We start from the raw sequence: 17,365 nt of genomic DNA on the forward strand, positions 1-17,365 counted from the left end.
TGGGCCCGGCAGGATTTTGCGCCAAGGCGCCAGAACGCTTGGTTTTCTGGGGTTCTAGCCCCCTCTGACCCGTCAGCTGTGTCACACCTCGTTGTCACAGGCAACCGATGATGTGGGTCAAAGCATTCAGGCCAGGTAGCGGCGGTTAGGAAGAGGTCTGTCAGCAGTACGATCTCTTTCGCAAACAGCAGCTCGGTGGTGTTCCAGCGCGGCATTCCAGCTTTGTCCAATCGATCACAGCAGATGGCAGCGGTTCGCCATGCCCTTTTCGACAGACTTCCAGCGAGCAGCCAAGGTGACATTCTTGTCCAACCGGACGTGCCGGACTTCAACGGGTCCATCAGTCACCAGTGGGTCGAGACGCATCTGCAGCTCGAGCCAGTACTCGTGCAGAGAACCATCCATGCGGGGGGGAATGCACTTCAAGATCTACAGGCGGACGGCCACCGTCTGTGTGAGGATGCCCACGGATCTGCAACAGAGACTGGCCCGCGCGGTTTGCCAGAGGGATCTGCAGCCACTTCCATTGTTGCCGAGCTTCCCTACGGCAGATGTTTTGCAAGTGCGCTGTCTTCGCCCAGAATTGGTTCATAGTCTGATCGAACAATCTCACGGTCATTGTGCATGCCATGCTACGCGACGGCACATTGTTTCAGACATACACACTGGTCATTAGATCGAAATGTACCCGCACTAAGCGATTCGGCAGTCCCGCGTCGTGTTTGACGTTTGGGGCGAGGGGGCGTTCCAAATTTCCATGTTACGCAAGCCGGTACTCCTGCTGCAGGAGCCCGACGTTACGCGGCGTCGGATGATGAAATTCAATCTGGAGCTGGAAGGCTTCCAGATTGTTGCGCCGGACTCGCTGCGGGATTTGCAGGAAGATGCCAATCCCATCGACCTTGCGGTTCTTTATTGGGACGGTGCCGGACGGGCGCCGTTGGCCGATTGGGGCGCGTTGCGGGTGCGGAATGGCATCAAGTACATGCCGATCCTGGTCATCACCGAAGCAGACCGCGAGGAAGACCGCCTGGCTGCGTACGAAGCCGGCGCCGATGACATCCTGGTCAAGCCATTCTCAGTGCCCGAGTTCCTCGCCCGCATTCGCGCCATCCTGCGTCGCACTTCACCCGAACTGGGTGGCCGGGTGATCCGCGCCGGCGGGCTGAGCATGGACGTGGGCAGCGGCAAGGTCATGCGTGACGGCGTGGAAGTCCGGCTAAGCCAGACCGAGTTCCGCATCCTGCAATACCTGATGGAGCATGCCGGCAAGGTCCGCTCGCGCGAGCAGATCCGGCATGCCGTTTGGGAATCACCTGACCGGGTGGAGATTCGTGCCATCGACGTGCGGATCACGCGCCTGCGTCGGCAACTGCGCCTTGCCGGGGGCGGGGAGACGATCCGCACCGTCCGCACCGCGGGGTATGTGCTGTCGGAAGAGCAGCCGCGCGTGCGCAGCGAAATTCAGCCGGTCACCGAGGAATTGGTTGGACGAATCTGAACGCGCCGATTGCGGGCGCCGGATGGGTTCAGGACAGCAGCCGGCCGATGGTGTCGCGGTCGAGATTGCCGGTCGGCGCGATGCCGGTCGCAACCTGGAACGCGCGCAAGGCATCAAGCAGCAGCGCCGGGTCCTGCGCATCTTCTGCCCGACCCAATAGGTTCAGCGAGACAAGGCGTTCGGCAATGCGTCGCAGGGTGGCGCTATCCACCGCGCCGGTGGTCGGCTGGGGCGCTTGGGGATCGACCGTGGCGAAACGCTGTCCACCATTGATCGGAGCGGAGGATGGGGGTGTCGACGATGCATCGGGCGGCGTGGAATTGCGCGCCGGCACGGGCTTGGCAGTTACACTGTCGCCGTTGTCGTCGAGCTGTGGCGGCAATTCGAAACCGACGCTTGAATTGGCGGGCCCGACCGGTCCCTTGCCCCCTGCTTGCGCCGGGGCATGATCCGTCTGAGGAATGCTGCTTTCGAGCGAGACGCTTGCCGTGCTGGGGACGCCCCGCGTACTGGCCCTGCCGCGCGGTGCCGGGTCGGGCGGTGCAGCGGGCAGATCCGACAGCCGATAGGGATCGGCAGGCGGTTGCGGCGCCTGATCTGCGGTGGTGCGTGCCGCATCGCCCAGCAGCGGCGAGGCGACCTGCGCCTCCGCCGCACTGCCGATCACGAGCCACGCGGTCAGCGCGACGAGCGCAGGTAGGGCTTCGGGCCTTCGAACCATGACCGGCGCGCCGATCAGTTGGTGAAGGTGCCGGTGGAGCTGGTCTTGCCGCTGTTGTTGCCGGTGATCGTGTTGCCGTTGATCGAGTTGTTGTCACCGGTGATCTGGTTGTAGACGCAGTTGCCGCACGAGCTGATCGAACGGTACATCGTGGTGACCGCGTTGCCGATAGTGGCGGTCTGTGCGTTCTGGCCTTCCACCTGATGCAGCTGGGCCGATGCCAGGGCGTGGGCTGCGCCGCCGTTGTAACCCATGGTGCCCCACGCAGCGGCGGATTCGCCCGCCGAGGCCGGGGTGGCGGCCGCGAAGAACATGCCGAGAGCGGCGAGAGCGGCGGTGGTCTTGTTCAGGATCATGGTGTCCTCCGTGAGTTATCCGCCAGTCGAGGCGCGCGGTTTGGTTGCGATGGAAAAGCCGGATTGCAGGCCGATGGCGGAAATTGTCACGCTGCCGGTGGCGCTCGACTGTTCGCCGTTGATCGAACCGGTGGAACTGACCGTGCCACTGTTGGTGGCGCTGGCCTTGATGTTCGAGATCGAGACGTTGACCGTGCCGGTGCCGCTCGGGCTGATGGTGGTGGCGGCTTCGCTGGTCAGGTTCGACTGGGGGTCATAGTTGACGACCGCGCCCTGCGAGACCAGGCTGATGGCATTGCCCGACCCGCCCAGGATCTGCGGGTTGTTGATGCTGCCGTTCAGCGTCACGTCGCCGCTGTTGATCGCGGTGAGGATCGCCGGATCGTCTGCTGCGATCTGGGCTCCGGCAGGCACGGCGGCCAGCGTTAGCGCAAGTGCGGCGGTGCAGGCGGCGAATCGGGTTTGCAGCATCGCGAACTCCTGAAACTTGCCGGGCGGTTTTATCCGAGGCCCGGAACGCCGAAAAGGAGGGGCGCAGCGCCCCTCCTTCCCGTTTTGCTACGAATGGCGGATTTCCCGCATTCGATGGGCTTACTTGGTGAACAGCGAGAACGACTGCGAGGCGGAAGCGCCGATCGCAGCGGCCGAAACGCTGTTCTGCAGACCGCCGGCGATTTCCGCGCCGGTGATGGTCGAACCTACATAGACCGCCGAGCCGTTGAGCGCGGTGATCGTCGGGGCAGCGGCATAGAGCACGTTCGAGATCGCGCTGTCGCCGCCCGAGTAGTCGTTGACCGCGAACGACATCGAGGCAGAGGCGCCGATGCCGGCAACGCTGATCGAGTTGTTCGAGCTATCGGCACCGATCGAGGCTGCAGTGATGTCGGTGGCGTTGATCAGCGTGGTCGGGGTGTCGAGCGCGGCGAGGCCGGTCACGTCGTTGCTGAAGTCGGCCGTGGTGTCGCCCGCCAGGCCGTTGGCCGACAGGATGGTCACGCCGTCACCCGGGGTGATCACGCCCGTGCCATCGTCGAACGCACCGATCAGCGCGGTGTTGGTCACGTCACCGCCGAAGACGTTGGCGGCGTAGGACACGCTGGCCGACGAACCGATGGCCGAGCTGGAGACTGAACTGGCGTTGGCGCCATCCTGGATGTTGGCAGACAGTTCAGCCGGTTCGATCGCGGTCGGATCGCTGAGGTCGGCGAAGTCGTTCGACGAGTTGCCGACACCGACGTTGGCCTGGTTCAGCGAAGCCACCGAGATCACGCCGGCCCCGGCAGCCGTGTCGGGAGCGGTCGGGTCGATCGCCACGCCGAGGTTGAACACGCCGGTTTCCGAACCCGCCAGGATGGTGGTGGAGGCGCCGACGCTGGCCGAGGCACCGATGGCGGCGGCGCTGATCGAGTTGTTGTTGCCGCCGACGTCAGCGTCGGTGATGTTCACGCCGTTGGACACGGTCATGATGCCGTCGGTGTCAGGCGTCAGGGCTTCCATCGCCAGGCTGTTGCTGGCCGAAACCGTGCTCGAAGGTACGGTGTAGGTCGAAGCCTGTTCCCCATCGACAACGAAGACCGAAGCCGAGTTCGAGGCCGAAGCGCCCAGCGCGACGCGCGAGATCGAGTTGCCCGCGCCGTCGGCGCCGATGGCGGCGCCCGAGATGTCACCCCAGTTGGAAACGTTGCCGCCGTTGAAGGAGCTGGCGATCACGCCATTGGCGCCGTCGGCAGCCAGGATGTTGCCGGTCAGCGACGAATCGGTGGCGCTGGTGACGGTGAACGAGGACGAGGCGCTGGCACCGATGGCGGTGGCGCTGACCGAGTTCTTCTGGCCTTCCACGATCGAAGCCCCGACGGTGCCATCAGCCGCGTCGGACGAGTTCATGGTGACGTTGCCGATATTGCCCGAGGTTACAGTGGTGGGCGTGTTGGTGCCGTCGATGCTCCAGGTGTCAGCAACCTGGGCGTGGGCGGAAGTGCTCGCGAACAGAGCCGTCGCGCCAAGCAGCGCGATCTTGATCTTGTTGATGTTGGTCACGGTATACCCCTATGAATTCGTTAATACCCCGTTTCTAGCCCCGCAGGTACTAGCCCGTGCGCCTTGGGCCTGTTCCTTGAAACAATGGCGACTCTTTGGAGAATCTCGGGTACTTTTTGCTTAACCATACTGTCATTTAGAGATGCCACTTCAGCACAAGTGCTTGAAAAGGTGTGTTTCAATCGCATTGTGTCGATAGAGGGCGGGCAGATGCGGATGGTTAGCGTGCGGTTCGGGGTGTTGCGGGCGAAAGTGGATCGAACCACTGCTCTGCGCCCATGCAGGGGCACGCCCCGGATCGGAGCAGCAATCTGGTCTACGGCAGAAAGCGGTCAGTTCTCGGGAGTGCCAGGCTGCGGCGAGGCCTGGATCGCACCCGGGCGCTGAAGCAGCGAGGGTTGCTGGACCAGCGGTACGGGCTGCGGCAGCTGCGCCGGTTGCGGCTGCGGTCCTGATGGGCGAGTCGCCAAGGGAACGGGCAGTGGCAGCGCGGCGACCTTCTTGCCGTGCTTTTCCTTGCGCGATGCCTTGCCAAGCTGTTCCGCCTCATCACGGTTCAGCTTTTCGTGGTAACCCTTCAGGTCTTCCACCATGCGACGGCAGTTCTCGGGCACTATCGGCATGGCCGCGAGGACATCGGCGACAGACATCGCCACCACGTCACGCGTGGCTTCCTGCAGGCGCTGCTGGTCGTTGAAGCCCATCGTGCCGGTAACCAGCGTACCCTTGCCGTCGCCAAAGATCCGGGCAATGCCGACACCGCCCGACCTGTAATAGACCTGACGGTTGAGTGAGCTGATCGCCATCGTCATGCGGTCGCCCGGCCGGTACATTTCAGCCGAAACCTCGAGAGAGGCGCCGCGCACATCGTAATAGGGGCCGATGCCGGCCACCCGCATGTCAAGCGACGGGCCGCCGATGAAATCGAGCGCGGTGAAGGCGGTCGAGATGATGAAGTTCGGCGCCCGGCTCTGCTGCTGCGAGGCGAGCGACTGTTCGAGCCCTGGCCCGCCAAACTGGCGCAGCGCGCGTTCGGTGTTTAGCTCGTAGTAGTTCATCGCCAGCCCGCCGGCGCGGATCACGGTTTCCGAGGCCCAGATCGCTGCGGTGCCCTGTGGCAGGAAGGATCCGGTGGCGCCTTCGTAGCCATAGGACGTCTTGCCCGTGCCATCCGAATGAACTGCGATGCCGAAGCGGATCTTGTTGAGCACGTGGCTTTCCCGCATGCAGGTCAGCGCCTTGATGATGCCTTCGTTGGGCAGGCTCTGCTGGGGCGGCGGGGCTTCGTTCAGCGTAATGCGATGCTTGGTGCTGATCGGGATGCCGCACCCGGCAAGCGGCAGGCAGGCCAGCGCAGCGCCGAGCCAAAGGCGCTTGGCGCATGCGGCGCGCAAGCGACGGCCTTCGGCAGGGCGGCCATTGGGGCCGTCTTGGTCAATGCTTTGCTTCATAAATCCGGTTGTCTTGCCTGCCGCCATCGCCCTTGCGGGCTGCGCGGGGATTAGATGAGCAATTGTGCAATCAAATTGCAGTTATGTTTCGGTTCGGCGTCAAACATGTACGGGGCCATGCCCTGAACACTGCAATTTAGCTTCCGTTGGTGGCCGCCGCAGTCATCAAGACCTTGCAATCGCCCAGAAAAGTCCGGTTGAAGTCGAACGTGGCAAGATCCTGGGCGTCTGTCATGAACAGTTGCACCGTGTTCGCCTGTGCATCAAAATCGGACACGATCAGCAACTTGGACACGCCACCTGCCATCGGCATGGTCAGTTCGACTCGATCCGGCCAGAGATCGATTACCCGGTTGAACGATCCGACGGCATCCTTGGTCAGGTGGTCCGGATCGGCAAGTACGCGCGTTCCCGGATCAACGGGTTCGGCGGGGTCGGTGGCATCGGGCGGCGGCGTGGTCCGTGCAGGGATCGAAGGCAGCGCCAGCGCCAGATCGTGCCAGGCATCGTACTGGATCTCGTCACGCGATTGTTCGCGCGTCGCGTCGAGATTGGTCGCGTGGCCAAGATGGCAGCGCAGTTCGCGCGAGGGCAGGTGCATCGGTTCGGCCGGCGCACTGGCGGGCGCCGCAGCCAACGTTGCAAAGACAAGGGCAAGGGTCGGACGAAGTGCGACCCGGACTGTGTGCGTGATCGACTGGTATGCCATGATCGCGCGGCTAGGGCGCTTGCATGACTCGGATATGACGTCTGTGACGGCTTGTCCGGAAAATGTCGCAAACGCGGCCTAGCGCACCGGCATGATCCAGGCCGGTTACAGGTTGCTTCGGGCTGTTGCCGCGGTTGCGGCGATCTCGGCGTGTGCGACAGGCGCAATGCCCGCTTCCGCGCAGGATGGGCCGATCGCGCCGCTCTCATGGTCGGAACAGGATCGGCGCTGCCTGTCGCTGGCGATTGCCTATGAGGCGGCGCGCGAACCGGTGGCCGGACAGCAGGCCGTGGCCGAAGTGGTGTTGAACCGGCTTGCGCACCCGTCCTTTCCCAAGAGCGTGTGCGGCGTGGTGTTTCAGGGATGGCGGCGCAGCACCGGGTGCCAGTTCACGTTCACGTGTGACGGTTCGCTGCGCCGCAGGCTTTCGATCGCGACAATGGCCGAGGCGCGGACAGTTGCGGATGCGGTGCTGGATGGCGCGGCTCCAAGGAGAGTGCCCGGCGCACTGAACTATCACGCCGACTACGTCCGCCCGGTCTGGGCCGCATCGCTGCTGCGCGTTAACAAGCTGGGGGCGCATATCTTCTACCGTCCGCTGCCGGGCGGAGTGGCGGAAGGCGCGCGCCAGGTGGAGCGCGACTGGACTGCCGAAGAGCCCGATGGTGCGGTCATCGACCGGGCCTATGCAAGCGGCGGGGCACTGCCGGCGGCAATGCCCGCCGTTCATTCTGCGGCAGTTTCATCGACGACCAGGTCCGACGGACCGTTCGCCCCATGGGGCCTGCCCCTTACACGCTAGTCAGTTCGTCCAGCGCACGATGTAACGGGGGCGCTGCAGCCCGGTGAGTTCCACAACCATGCGCCGCGTTGCATTGGCGCCGTCCGCCATGCGGGCGGTGGCGAGGATCGTCACCGGCCGGTTCTTCCAGATATCCGGATCGTCCAGCGCGATTGCCACGCGCTGGCCGTTGATCTCGCGCTTGCGTTCAAGGATCTGCGGGGAATCGTCGCGTCCATCGACCATGGCGCGGATGGCGAGCGGGCTGGCGAACCGCGCTTCGAATGCGTCGGAACCGGCGTCGGTGGTGACGGCATCCTTCAATCGCGCAACCAGATCGGGGGTGAAACCGCGCACGTCCGCCAGTTCCTCTACCGACCGGAGCGCGTCGTTGCGGGGTAAAGTGCCGCGCGGCAGGTAATAGTCCATCTCGCCGCCGCGGGGCAGGGCGTCATCGTCCTGGTCGATCCAGTCCTGCAGGGAATCGGCCGCCACTTCGAGACGTTCGCCCTGCAGGCCAACACCTTCGAGCAGCCAGACGATGTTCTCACGGTCGATGCTGCCGAGCGGGACCTTGCCGCGTTCGTCCTGTACCGTGATCTCCAGCGTCAAGCCGTCGAAGCTGCGGCGTTCGACTCGCCCGTCGATCGCCCACTTCTTTCCAGCGCCTTCTGCCAGCAGCCCCTGCAGCGCGATCTGTACCCCCGCGTCAGCGGCTGCGGAAACGCGCGCGGCGTCCGCTTCGGCCCCGGCGGTGTCGATCCGGCTGGCCGTGCCCTGCACCAGCGTTGCGGCGATCACCGCCATCGCGCCAATCCCGGCGATCACCGCGACCATGGCGTAGCCGCCTTCCCGCTGTGGGCATGCCTTCAAGGAATGCGGCCCTTGGTGCGGAACGGTTCGAGCGTGCTGATCTTGGCACGCATCTCCTCGGTGATGGCGCTCAGGTCGTCTGGCGTTCTCAGCACGTGCGGCTTGATCAGCACGATCAGCTCGGTCTTGCGCTCGGTGTTGCTGCTGTTGCCGAACAGCAGCGATCCCAGCACCGGGATGCGCGACAGGATCGGCAGCCCGTTCTTGTCGAAGCTTTTCGAATTGCGGAACAGCCCGCCCAGCGCGATCACCTGGCCATCCTGCACCGCTACGGTGGTGGAAACCTTGCGCGTGGAGATGGTCGGCGAATTGAGCGAGGACGACTTGGTGGTCGAAACGTCGCTCACCTCCTGTGCCACGTCAAGCAGCACCATGCCGCTGGCGTTGACGCGCGGGGTGATCTTCAGGATCACGCCGGTATCGCGATATTCGATGGCGTTGATCACCGGTGAATTGGGGCTGATCGTGCTTTGCGAGCTCTGCGTCTGAACCGGAACCTGGTCACCCACCTGGAGCGAGGCGGTCTGGTTGTTGAGCACCATCAGCTTGGGCGCGGAAACAACCTTCACGTTGGTTCGCTGCTCCAGCGCGTTGAGCGCGCCGCGGATGTCGTCGCGGTTCGAATAGAAGTACGAGAAGCCGGGGAAGCTGCGGGCCGGGTTGGCCCCGGTTCCCTCGCTCAGGGCGAAGTTGGAATTGCCGGTCTGGAAATTCCACTGCACGCCATAGCGCAGGTCGTCGTTGAGGCCGACTTCGGTGATCGCGGCCTCGATCATCACCTGCACCGGCGGCACGTCGAGCTTGCGCAGCGCGTCCTCGACGATGCTGTAGTCATGTGCCGAGCCATAGACGACCACGGCATTGTTCACTTCGTCCGTTGATACCCGCACCTTGAGCGCGCCTGCCGTTCCGCCCGCGTTGCCGGAGCCGTCCATGGTGCTGCGCGGTGCAGGGGAGGGCGCGCGTGCGCCCTGCTGGCCATCGATCCCGTCGCCGCTGGCGCGGGCAGCGCCCGGCTGACCGTCCGCCGATTGCGAGGAATCGACGCCATCGCCGCCGCCGATGCCGAAGGTCGTGTTCAACGTCCTGACCAGGTCACGAGCGCGGCTGTTCTGCACGCGATAGACGAAAAGTCGCGCTTCGTTGTTGGTGCCTTCGCGGTCGAGCACTTCCACCCAGCGGCGCACATCTTCCAGGTATTGCTTCTGCGCGCTGATCGCGATCACGCCGTTCAACTTGTCCATCGCGATCAGGCGCACCATGCCGCGCGTGGGCGCATCGGGCGCGTTTATCAGCCGCTCCAGCTCGGGCACGATCAGCCGGCTGTCGGTGCGCTGCGGCACATAGAGGGCGAAGGACATCGAGCGCAGCCAGTTGACGTCGAACTGCGCGATAACGTCATGCGCACCCTTGCGCTGCGCCTCGGTGCCGGCCAGCACCAACGTGTTGCGCGCCGGATCGACCGATTGCACTGCGCCCGGCACCACGCTGTCCAGCAGCTTGCGCAGTTCCTCGGCATTGGCGAACTGCAGCGTCACGGTTTCGGTGGCAAAGCCGCGATCGGGCAGGAAGCCGGTTCCTTCGGCCTTGGCATCGGCCACGGTCATGATGCGATAGCCCTTGCCGGTCCAGACCATGGCAAGGTCGGCTTTCTTCAACGAGGCCTCGAACAGGTCGAGCAACTCGCTGCGGTTGACCGGGCCGGGCGTGGCCAGCGAGACGTCGACATCGCCGGGCACGGTGACGGCATAGGCAATGCCCAGCGTATCGCCCAGCACGATGCGGGCGAGCGTGCGCACGTCGGCACTGGGGATGTTGAACTCGATTGCGCCCCTGGGGCCCTTGCGCTGCCCGGTGCGGGGTGCAGAAGGTGGCGGGGTTTCGCCCCCGATCACGGTGGACTGCACCCCGTCAGGCCCAAGGGTCGGCGCGGCCATGGGTGGCTGCGGCCTGGCACGTTCGACCGGTTCGACCGGAGGGCGGGCCGCCATGGCCGTGGTGGAAAGCAGCAGCAGCGCGAGCATGCCGGTACGGGTCTGGGTCTGCATCATCACTCTTCGCTTTCGCTGCTTTCGTCTTCCTGCGCCGCAGCCGGAGCGGCGGCGCCGAAAGGGATGCGCACGCTTGCCGCGCCCTTGCGGAAACGGGCGTCGTCGTCGGTAATCGCGATAAGGCGCCAGCCCTTGAAGGCGGCGCCGGGGGGCAGGCGCAGCACGCGCCCATCGCCATCGCGCAGCAGCACCGCACTGGTGCGGCCCACCCGCATCGCGCCCAGCACGAACGCGCCGTCCAGCGGCCCGACGGGCGCCGGGGTGCCGTCTGCGGCTGTCGCTGCGCCCGCGGCCACGCGCAGGGGAGAAAACAGCGAGGCGCGATCCGCTCCCGCCAGCCCCGGCAGCGGTGCGACATCGGGCAGGCGCCAGTTGGGCGCGCGCCCGGGCGTAACCTCATCGGCCAGGGGAGGCGGCGGCAGCATCAGCTGCACCACCGCCGTCGCCGTCAGCAGCAGCGCAAGCGCCGCAGGCAACGCGGCGCCCTCAGCGCGCGCGGGCGACAATGAAAGGAGCCGCTGCTTCAAGTCTGACATCGAGAAGATCCGATTTGTAGTTGGTCAGGGCATCGTCGGCGATCACGGTCACAGCATCGACCGACAGCGCCGGGCGCGCCGCGTTCAGCCGCGCGATGATGTCGGACAGCTGCGCATGCCCCATTCGCGCTTCCACCGCGGCGTGGGCCCAGCCGTCATCAGACGCCACGGCTTCCGACGACTTGATCTGTGCGCCCCCGGCCTGGGCTTCCGCCTCCACCCGCGCGCGCAGGGCTTCGCCCGCCTCGTCGACGTTGGCTGCGGCGAGGAAGCGCGTCTGCAGCAGCGTCTGCTGGCTTTCCGCCTCCTTCTGCAGGCTGTCCAGCGCGTCGATCCGGCGTTCGTTGGCGTGGAAGGTCTGCGCCAGCATCAGCTTCTGTTCGCGCCGTGCGGAAAAGCCATCGACGATCGGCCCGATCAGCAGCAAGAGCAGGGCCGCCACCACCGCAACCAACAGCAGCACCGCCACCAGGCGCCGTTCGCGAAGGGACATCGGCCTCATCGCGGGCCCCCCGGCAATGCGGCGGTCAGGTCAAAGGGGCGGCCGGTGCGTTCCTGCCCCATCGCTTCGGCGCGATTGGAGCGCACGGTCACGAACCGTCCCGACTGCTTGAAGGCGGCCACGACGTTGACGTCATCCGCGGCAAAGCCGGACAGGCGCAAGCGCTGGCCATCCCATTCCAGACGCTGCACCCAGGCATTGGCAGGCAGCGCGGCATCCACGGCGGCCAGCAGGCGCAGTGGCTGGCGTTCACGGCGGCGATTGTCCAGCGCCGTTATCCGGCGTGCATTGTCCTGCAACCTGTCCTCTATGCGGCGGACGGCGTTGATCGCGGGGGCCTGCGCATCAACCAGGTCCTGCACGTGCTGCACCTGCTGTCGGTCCTGCAGGATGGCGGTGCCAAGATTGACCAGCACCAGCACCGCCACTGCGCTCCACCAGAACCGGCGCGCCTGCGAAAGCGGCGGCAGAAGCCCAGCCGCGCGCATTGCGGGCGCGAGATCGAACGCCAGCGCCGCACCATCGGGATCAAGCGGCCCCACATGGCGCGGCGCGATGCCCGCTTCGCCCAGCGCGGCGGCGAGCGCCACCGCATCGCGCCGCGCCATTGCGCCCACGCGCACCGTCTGCAAATCGCCTTCGCCCGCCGCGCCCACCACCGAAATCCCGGTCACGATCGAATCCGGCGCAACCGGCATGATCCGGTCCATGTCCAACGCCACCAGCGCGGCAAGATCGGCATGGCCCATGCGCGGCAGGGACAGCGTGCGGACGAGACACAGTTCCTGAGGGAGCACCACGGTATCCGCGCTGCCATCGTTGGCGACCAGCACCGCGCCCCGTTCATAACGGTGCCATGATCGCAGCGCCGAACCACGAACCAACCGTTCGGGCAGCATGGCGCGCAGTTCGCCGATCCACCAATCGAACCCGGCGCGGGCATGCCGCGCCAGCGTGGTCATGTCGGAATTGAGCAGTTCGGTCAGGTTCACGATGCGGCTCCGCATTGCGGGCGGCGGTCGTTTTCGCGGCAGGGGACCTGCAGCGCGCTGCCCGGGCGGACCAGGAACAGCGGCCAGCGTTCCGGCGCACCACGGGCCAGGCCAAGGCGGATACGCACCAGTTGTGGCGGTTCGCTCCGATCCAGCCATGATTGCTGCCAGGTCGGCCGCGCGGTCAGCCGGTCGGGCCCGAAATAGGCGATCTCCAACCAGTCCACCGGGCCCAGCAGGGGCAGGCTGGTCCAGCCTTCGGTAGAAGCAAGACGGGGATCGGCTCCGCCCAACGTGGTGCTGGCATAAAGCGTCAGGTTTCTTTGCGGGGACAGGGCGATGCGCAGATGCTGAAGCGCGTGCGGCCCGTTTGCCTCTATGCCCGGCGCCACGAACGTGAAGGACGTGCCGGTGCCGATGATGTCCAGCGTGCTGCCATCGCCCTGCGTGGAAGGCAGGCTGCGCAGCGCCTCGATCCGGTGGCGCAGCAGGCCCTGCGCGGTCACCACCCGATCGGCGGCGGCATCGCTGCGGTCTGTCCGCAGCGCCAGGCGTGACTGCATGTCCACCACCGACAGCAGCAGGCTGGCCACCAGACCAAACACGAACAGCGCAACCAGCGCTTCGGTCAGGGTGAAGCCGCGCTCGTGCGGGGCAGGGCTTTCCCTCACGGCGCGCTCCGCAGCGATGTCAGCCGCGCCAGTTCGCGGCCGCCAACGGCGTCGGTGATCACCACGCGCACTTGTTGCAGGGCCAGGCTGTCACTTTCCGAACCGCTCCACGGTTCGCTCCGCCACGACCAGGCGAGATCGCCGTCGCTGCCCTGCGCGGGGATCGGCGCGGATTGGCCCACCTGCGCTGCGGAAAGCACCGAGCGCGCCAGCAGGATCGCCTCGCGATGTCGCGCGGCATGCTGGCGGGTGTGAGCAGACTGCCAGACCGTGGAGAAGACCATCCCGGCCATGATGGCAGTGATGGCAAGGGCCACCAGCGCCTCGACCAGCAGGTAGCCGGCTTCGGCCTGATCAGCGCGACGTTGCACCCTGGCCCTCCAGCGAAGTCACGGTCCCGGTGCCCGGTGCGATGGCAAAGGTGGTGCTGCCATTGGCGGCGATCAGCGTCACGCGCCCACCGGTTACGCTGCCATCGGGAAGGAAGCGGATGTCGGCGGGCGCGATTTCGATCCTGACGGGAGAAACGGCTTCGGGCCGGGCAACCCGCCCGTTCAGTGCCAGACCTTGCCGCCCCGCAGAAAGGTCCACCGGCGCCCCCGTCCGCAACGCCCGCGCGCGGGCGCTGGCCAGCGTCGCCTCGGCCGCGCCACGGGCCTCGCGCAGGGCAAGCCCCGCCTGTGCGCGCTCGATCGCCGGATAGGCAAGGCCGGCGATCAGCCCGACCACGGCGAGCACGACCAGCGCCTCGATCAACGTGAAGCCCCTATCACGGGCGCAAGAGGTGAAGGCTGCCGGCACGGTATCACCAGTTGCCAAGGTCCTTGGACTCGCCGTCGCCGCCTTCGGCATTGTCGGATCCATAGGTGTAGATGTCGATCTCGCCATGCTTGCCCGGCGCGCCATAGCGATAGGGCTGGCCCCACGGGTCGGTCAGCGCTGCCGCATTGGGCAGGTACGGTCCGCGCCAGCTGGTCATGCCCTGCGGCTGGGTGACCAGCGCGTTCAGCCCTTCCTGCGTGGTGGGATACCGCCCCACGTCGAGCCGCAGCAGCTTGGCCGCAGCGTCGATGTTTTTCACCTGCACTTGTGCGGTCTGGCTCTTCGAGCTGGACAGGTACCGGATCACCTGCGGCCCGACGATGGCATAGAGCAGGCCGAGTATGGCCAGCACCACCAGCAGTTCCAGCAGGGTGAAGCCGTTGCGCTGAGGGCTTTCGGTTCTGTTTTTCATTGCGATACTGCCAGGTCGTTGAAGCCGAGGATGGCGGCCATGATCGAGGCGACCATCACCGCCACCATCACGCCGAGAGAGACCACGATGGCCGGGGTAACCACGGCGATGGTGCGTTCAATGCGCACGCCCACCTCGCGATCGATCACCGTTGCAAGGCGGCCAAGCATCGGGCCGAGCTGCGAGGTTTCCTCACCGGTGCGGATGAAGCTGAGCGCCATGGCGGGCAGGATGCCGCGTTCCGAAAGGGGAGCAGTGAGGCCGCCGCCCTGCCGCACGATATCCACCACTTCGCCGATGGCAGCATTCATGTGCCGGTTGCCCACAGTGCGGCGGGCCAGCGCCAGCGCCACCGGCAGCGGCACCCCGCCATCGATCAACGCGCCCAGTGTGCGGGAAAAGCGCACCGTTTCGATCGAACGGACCAGTGGGCCGATCTGCGGCACCTGCAACAGCAAGCGGTCGCGCACCAGCGCTGTCGCCGGCTGGGCCAGCGCCTGCCTCGCCGCGAATACCGCCACCGCGATCACGCCTGCCAGCACCAGCCCATTGGCGCGCACGAACCGGCTGATCTCCATCACCACGCGCGATGCGGCGGGCAGCTTGCCCGGCGGGGCGGAGGCGAAAAGCGGCTCGAATTGCGGCACCACGAACAGCAGCATCAGCAGCATCACGCCCAGCGCGATGGCTGAAAGCGCGATGGGGTACGTCATGGCCGAGGAAACCTGCCGGCGTTGCTGCTCGGCCTGTTCCAGCATCTGCGCCAGCCGCGCCAGCGCTTCGCCCAGCTTGCCGTTGGCCTCGCCCGCCTCGGCCATCGCCGGGGCAAGTCCGGGAAACAGCTCGCCCTGCGCCATCAGCGCGGCCGAAAGCGGCGCGCCCTCGCGCACGGCGGCGACTATTTCGCCCAGGCGCGTGGCGAGCGCGGGGTCCGTAACATTGTCGACGGCGATCGCCAGCGCGCGGTCGAGCGGCAGGCCCGCCTGAAGCAGCACGCCCAGCTCGGCGAAGAAGTTGCCTGAAAGGCGGCGCAGGCGCGCATCGCTGCGCTTGCCGGCCTTTGCCGCCGCCTTGCCGCGCGCTTCCTCCACCGAGATCGGCCGCAGGCCTGCTTTGCGCAGCGCCTGCACGGCGGCATCGCGCAGCGCCGCCTCGGTCCGCCCGCTCACCTGCGCGCCGGTGCGATCCAGCGCCCTATATTCGAATGTGGCCACGGCCTCAGTCCTCGGCCGATACGCGGAGGACTTCCTCCAGCGTGGTCAGGCCCTGCCGCGCCTTGGCGATGCCGTTGGCGCGAAGGGTGGCGAAGCCCGCCGCCGCAGCCGCTTCCGCCACCTGCCGTGTATCGGCGCGGCGCAGGATCAGGCTGGCGATGGCGTGGTCGATGCGGATGAATTCGAAGATCGCCATGCGCCCGGCATAGCCGCTGCCCTTGCATTCGCCGCAGCCGACCGGGCGGTGGAAGGTGCGCCAGTGGTCCTGGCTTTCCTCCTTGCCCACGCCCATCCGCGCGAGCAGCGCCTTGTCCGCCTTGTAGGGCTCGCTGCAATGGGGGCACAGCCTGCGCACAAGGCGCTGGGCGAGCACGGCGGTCAGCACGCTGGAGAGCAGGAACGGTTCCACCCCCATGTCGAGCAGGCGGGTCACCGCGCCGGCGGCGGTGTTGGTGTGCAACGTGGACAGGATCATGTGCCCGGTCAGCGCCGCCTGCACCGCCACTTGCGCGGTCTCGTTGTCGCGGATTTCGCCCACCATCATCACGTCGGGGTCCTGCCGCAGGAACGACCGCAGGGCGGTGGAAAAGGTGTAGCCGATGCCCGGGTTGATCTGGCTCTGCACCACGCCGGGCAGGCGGTATTCGATCGGGTCCTCGATCGTGGTCAGCTTGCGTTCGGTGGAATTGAGATGCGCCAGCGCGGCATAGAGAGTGGTGGTCTTGCCCGAACCGGTCGGCCCGGTAACCAGCAGGATGCCGTGCGGCTCTTCCAGCGCGGAAAGGAACTGCGCCTCCAGCACCGGGTCAAAGCCCAGCGCACGCGGATCAAGCGAGAGGCGCGACTTGTCGAGGATGCGCATCACCACGCTTTCGCCGTGGATGGACGGCGCGGTGGCCACGCGCAGGTCGATCTCGTGCCCGCGCACGGTAAGGCGCAGGCGCCCGTCCTGCGGCAGGCGGCGCTCTGCGATGTTGAGGTTGGCCATCACTTTGATGCGGCTCACGATCGAGGATCGCATCGCTGCCGGGCGCGGCGGCATCTCGCGCAGCACGCCGTCGATGCGGAAGCGCACGATCAGCCGGTCGTCGGCCGGTTCCAGGTGGATGTCCGACGCGCGCTGGTCCACCGCATCGGCGATCAGGCGGTTGACCGCGCGGATCGCGGGTGCATCGCTGACCAGGTCGCGCAGTTGCTCGAGGTCGGCTTCGTCTACCTCGTCCTCAACCGCGGCTTCCTGTTCCGCGCGATAGAGCCGGTCGATCGCGGCGTCGATGTCGCCGCCCCGTGCCACCACTGGCTGCGTCGCCAGGCCAGTGGCGAACGCGATGCCGGCGATGGCATCGGCATCCAGCGGGTTGGCCAGCGCAACCCGCACCGTGCCGCCCGCCACCTGCAGCGGCACCACGCGGTGATCGCGCAGGAACGGGATTGAAAGATCGGCGATCTCGAGAGCCTGTTCGGGGAAATCCCCCGCCTCGGCCAACGGCAGGTTGCATTCCTGCGCAAGCACCGCGGCCAGCGCATCCTCAGACATCAGGCCCAGGCGCGTGACGATCTTGTCGAGCGGCTCCCCCGTCTCGGCCCGTGCCAGCATCGCGCGGGAAAGCGCTTCGTCACCCAGCGCGCCTGCGCGCTGCAGCACCGCCGCCAGCGGGTCCGCTCCGGCCTCGCCCGCAGGCGGGTTCGCGGCAATGGCAACGGACGATTGCATGAAGGCAAAACCTGGCGCGCTG

20 protein-coding genes are annotated in these 17,365 nt (G+C 66.4%); 2 read left to right on the forward strand and 18 right to left on the reverse strand.

What is annotated here, in order from left to right; translation table 11 throughout:
• Window positions 1-234: 234 nt before the first annotated feature.
• Window positions 235-405 (reverse strand): hypothetical protein, encoded by a 171-nt coding sequence (locus tag POM99_RS14195; RefSeq protein WP_277278949.1) that lies wholly within the window; start codon window positions 403-405, stop codon window positions 235-237.
• Window positions 406-718: 313 nt separating this feature from the next.
• Here POM99_RS14195 and POM99_RS22400 point away from each other — a divergent pair, with 313 nt between their 5' ends.
• Complete coding sequence (locus POM99_RS22400; protein ID WP_277278950.1) at window positions 719-1,501, forward strand: response regulator transcription factor; 783 nt, start codon at window positions 719-721, stop codon at window positions 1,499-1,501.
• A 28-nt stretch (window positions 1,502-1,529) separates the two neighbouring features.
• On the opposite strand, the gene POM99_RS14205 is transcribed toward POM99_RS22400, so the two are convergent.
• The 6 genes from POM99_RS14205 to POM99_RS14230 form a co-directional block, all read right to left on the reverse strand.
• Window positions 1,530-2,222 carry a hypothetical protein gene (locus POM99_RS14205; RefSeq protein WP_277278952.1) on the reverse strand — a complete coding sequence of 231 codons (693 nt, stop codon included), beginning with the start codon at window positions 2,220-2,222 and terminating at the stop codon, window positions 1,530-1,532.
• Between the two features lie 14 nt (window positions 2,223-2,236).
• Window positions 2,237-2,578, reverse strand: coding sequence for a hypothetical protein (locus tag POM99_RS14210; protein ID WP_277278954.1), 342 nt, complete (start codon window positions 2,576-2,578; stop codon window positions 2,237-2,239).
• A gap of 15 nt (window positions 2,579-2,593) precedes the next feature.
• Window positions 2,594-3,049: a hypothetical protein gene (locus POM99_RS14215; RefSeq protein WP_277278956.1), complete on the reverse strand. Its 456-nt coding sequence runs from the start codon at window positions 3,047-3,049 to the stop codon at window positions 2,594-2,596.
• A gap of 120 nt (window positions 3,050-3,169) precedes the next feature.
• Window positions 3,170-4,615 carry a hypothetical protein gene (locus POM99_RS14220; RefSeq protein ID WP_277278958.1) on the reverse strand — a complete coding sequence of 482 codons (1,446 nt, stop codon included), beginning with the start codon at window positions 4,613-4,615 and terminating at the stop codon, window positions 3,170-3,172.
• A gap of 332 nt (window positions 4,616-4,947) precedes the next feature.
• Window positions 4,948-6,066: a hypothetical protein gene (locus POM99_RS14225; RefSeq protein ID WP_277278960.1), complete on the reverse strand. Its 1,119-nt coding sequence runs from the start codon at window positions 6,064-6,066 to the stop codon at window positions 4,948-4,950.
• Window positions 6,067-6,202: 136 nt separating this feature from the next.
• On the reverse strand, window positions 6,203-6,703 hold the full coding sequence (locus POM99_RS14230; protein ID WP_277278961.1) for a hypothetical protein: 501 nt from the start codon (window positions 6,701-6,703) through the stop codon (window positions 6,203-6,205).
• A 238-nt stretch (window positions 6,704-6,941) separates the two neighbouring features.
• On the opposite strand from POM99_RS14230, the gene POM99_RS14235 reads away from it, so the two are divergent.
• A complete protein-coding gene (locus POM99_RS14235; RefSeq protein WP_277278963.1) occupies window positions 6,942-7,577 on the forward strand; it encodes a cell wall hydrolase in 636 nt (211 codons plus the stop codon).
• Here the strand turns inward: POM99_RS14235 and POM99_RS14240 are convergent, their stop codons facing one another.
• From POM99_RS14240 to POM99_RS14290, 11 genes are read right to left on the reverse strand one after another with little or no spacing between them, the layout of a single operon-like run.
• Window positions 7,578-8,393, reverse strand: a complete 816-nt coding sequence (locus tag POM99_RS14240) for a type II secretion system protein GspK (protein ID WP_277278965.1) — start codon at window positions 8,391-8,393, stop codon at window positions 7,578-7,580.
• A gap of 32 nt (window positions 8,394-8,425) precedes the next feature.
• The gene (gene gspD, locus POM99_RS14245; RefSeq protein WP_277278967.1) at window positions 8,426-10,477 is read right to left on the reverse strand and encodes a type II secretion system secretin GspD; all 2,052 of its coding nucleotides are present in this window, start codon (window positions 10,475-10,477) and stop codon (window positions 8,426-8,428) included.
• 2 nt (window positions 10,478-10,479) lie between these two features.
• On the reverse strand, window positions 10,480-10,956 hold the full coding sequence (locus POM99_RS14250) for a hypothetical protein (protein WP_277278969.1): 477 nt from the start codon (window positions 10,954-10,956) through the stop codon (window positions 10,480-10,482).
• A gap of 10 nt (window positions 10,957-10,966) precedes the next feature.
• Window positions 10,967-11,509, reverse strand: a complete 543-nt coding sequence (gene gspM / locus POM99_RS14255; RefSeq protein ID WP_277278971.1) for a type II secretion system protein GspM — start codon at window positions 11,507-11,509, stop codon at window positions 10,967-10,969.
• Between the two features lie 5 nt (window positions 11,510-11,514).
• Complete coding sequence (locus POM99_RS14260) at window positions 11,515-12,510, reverse strand: PilN domain-containing protein (protein WP_277278973.1); 996 nt, start codon at window positions 12,508-12,510, stop codon at window positions 11,515-11,517.
• The gene (locus tag POM99_RS14265) at window positions 12,507-13,181 is read right to left on the reverse strand and encodes a PulJ/GspJ family protein (protein ID WP_277278975.1); all 675 of its coding nucleotides are present in this window, start codon (window positions 13,179-13,181) and stop codon (window positions 12,507-12,509) included. Before POM99_RS14265 ends, POM99_RS14260 begins: the two co-directional genes overlap by 4 nt.
• Window positions 13,178-13,552 (reverse strand): PulJ/GspJ family protein, encoded by a 375-nt coding sequence (locus tag POM99_RS14270; protein ID WP_277278978.1) that lies wholly within the window; start codon window positions 13,550-13,552, stop codon window positions 13,178-13,180. Before POM99_RS14270 ends, POM99_RS14265 begins: the two co-directional genes overlap by 4 nt.
• Window positions 13,536-14,087, reverse strand: coding sequence for a pilus assembly FimT family protein (locus POM99_RS14275; RefSeq protein WP_369011641.1), 552 nt, complete (start codon window positions 14,085-14,087; stop codon window positions 13,536-13,538). The genes POM99_RS14270 and POM99_RS14275 overlap by 17 nt, the downstream gene beginning before the upstream one ends.
• Window positions 13,987-14,415, reverse strand: coding sequence for a type II secretion system major pseudopilin GspG (gene gspG / locus POM99_RS14280; protein ID WP_277278982.1), 429 nt, complete (start codon window positions 14,413-14,415; stop codon window positions 13,987-13,989). The genes POM99_RS14275 and gspG overlap by 101 nt, the downstream gene beginning before the upstream one ends.
• Entirely contained in the window at window positions 14,412-15,629 is a 1,218-nt protein-coding gene (locus tag POM99_RS14285; RefSeq protein WP_277278984.1) for a type II secretion system F family protein, read from the reverse strand. The genes gspG and POM99_RS14285 overlap by 4 nt, the downstream gene beginning before the upstream one ends.
• A 4-nt stretch (window positions 15,630-15,633) precedes the next feature.
• On the reverse strand, window positions 15,634-17,343 hold the full coding sequence (locus tag POM99_RS14290) for a GspE/PulE family protein (RefSeq protein WP_277278986.1): 1,710 nt from the start codon (window positions 17,341-17,343) through the stop codon (window positions 15,634-15,636).
• Between the last annotated feature and the right edge of the window lie 22 nt (window positions 17,344-17,365).

This window comes from Novosphingobium cyanobacteriorum (genome assembly GCF_029436685.1).
Classification (GTDB): Bacteria; Pseudomonadota; Alphaproteobacteria; order Sphingomonadales; family Sphingomonadaceae; genus Novosphingobium; species Novosphingobium cyanobacteriorum.

What these genes read in the sequence shown, in the direction of transcription:
- POM99_RS14195 (WP_277278949.1), bottom strand. Translation starts at nt 405, where the DNA reads ATGGATGGTTCTCTGCACGAGTACTGGCTCGAGCTGCAGATGCGTCTC.
- POM99_RS14205 (WP_277278952.1), bottom strand. Translation starts at nt 2,222, where the DNA reads ATGGTTCGAAGGCCCGAAGCCCTACCTGCGCTCGTCGCGCTGACCGCG.
- POM99_RS14210 (WP_277278954.1), bottom strand. Translation starts at nt 2,578, where the DNA reads ATGATCCTGAACAAGACCACCGCCGCTCTCGCCGCTCTCGGCATGTTC.
- POM99_RS14215 (WP_277278956.1), bottom strand. Translation starts at nt 3,049, where the DNA reads ATGCTGCAAACCCGATTCGCCGCCTGCACCGCCGCACTTGCGCTAACG.
- POM99_RS14225 (WP_277278960.1), bottom strand. Translation starts at nt 6,066, where the DNA reads ATGAAGCAAAGCATTGACCAAGACGGCCCCAATGGCCGCCCTGCCGAA.
- POM99_RS14235 (WP_277278963.1), top strand. Translation starts at nt 6,942, where the DNA reads ATGCCCGCTTCCGCGCAGGATGGGCCGATCGCGCCGCTCTCATGGTCG.
- POM99_RS14240 (WP_277278965.1), bottom strand. Translation starts at nt 8,393, where the DNA reads ATGGTCGCGGTGATCGCCGGGATTGGCGCGATGGCGGTGATCGCCGCA.
- gspD (WP_277278967.1), bottom strand. Translation starts at nt 10,477, where the DNA reads ATGCAGACCCAGACCCGTACCGGCATGCTCGCGCTGCTGCTGCTTTCC.
- gspM (WP_277278971.1), bottom strand. Translation starts at nt 11,509, where the DNA reads ATGTCCCTTCGCGAACGGCGCCTGGTGGCGGTGCTGCTGTTGGTTGCG.
- POM99_RS14275 (WP_369011641.1), bottom strand. Translation starts at nt 14,087, where the DNA reads ATGGCGCGCCGGGCAAGCATGGCGAGATCGACATCTACACCTATGGAT.
- gspG (WP_277278982.1), bottom strand. Translation starts at nt 14,415, where the DNA reads ATGAAAAACAGAACCGAAAGCCCTCAGCGCAACGGCTTCACCCTGCTG.
- POM99_RS14290 (WP_277278986.1), bottom strand. Translation starts at nt 17,343, where the DNA reads ATGCAATCGTCCGTTGCCATTGCCGCGAACCCGCCTGCGGGCGAGGCC.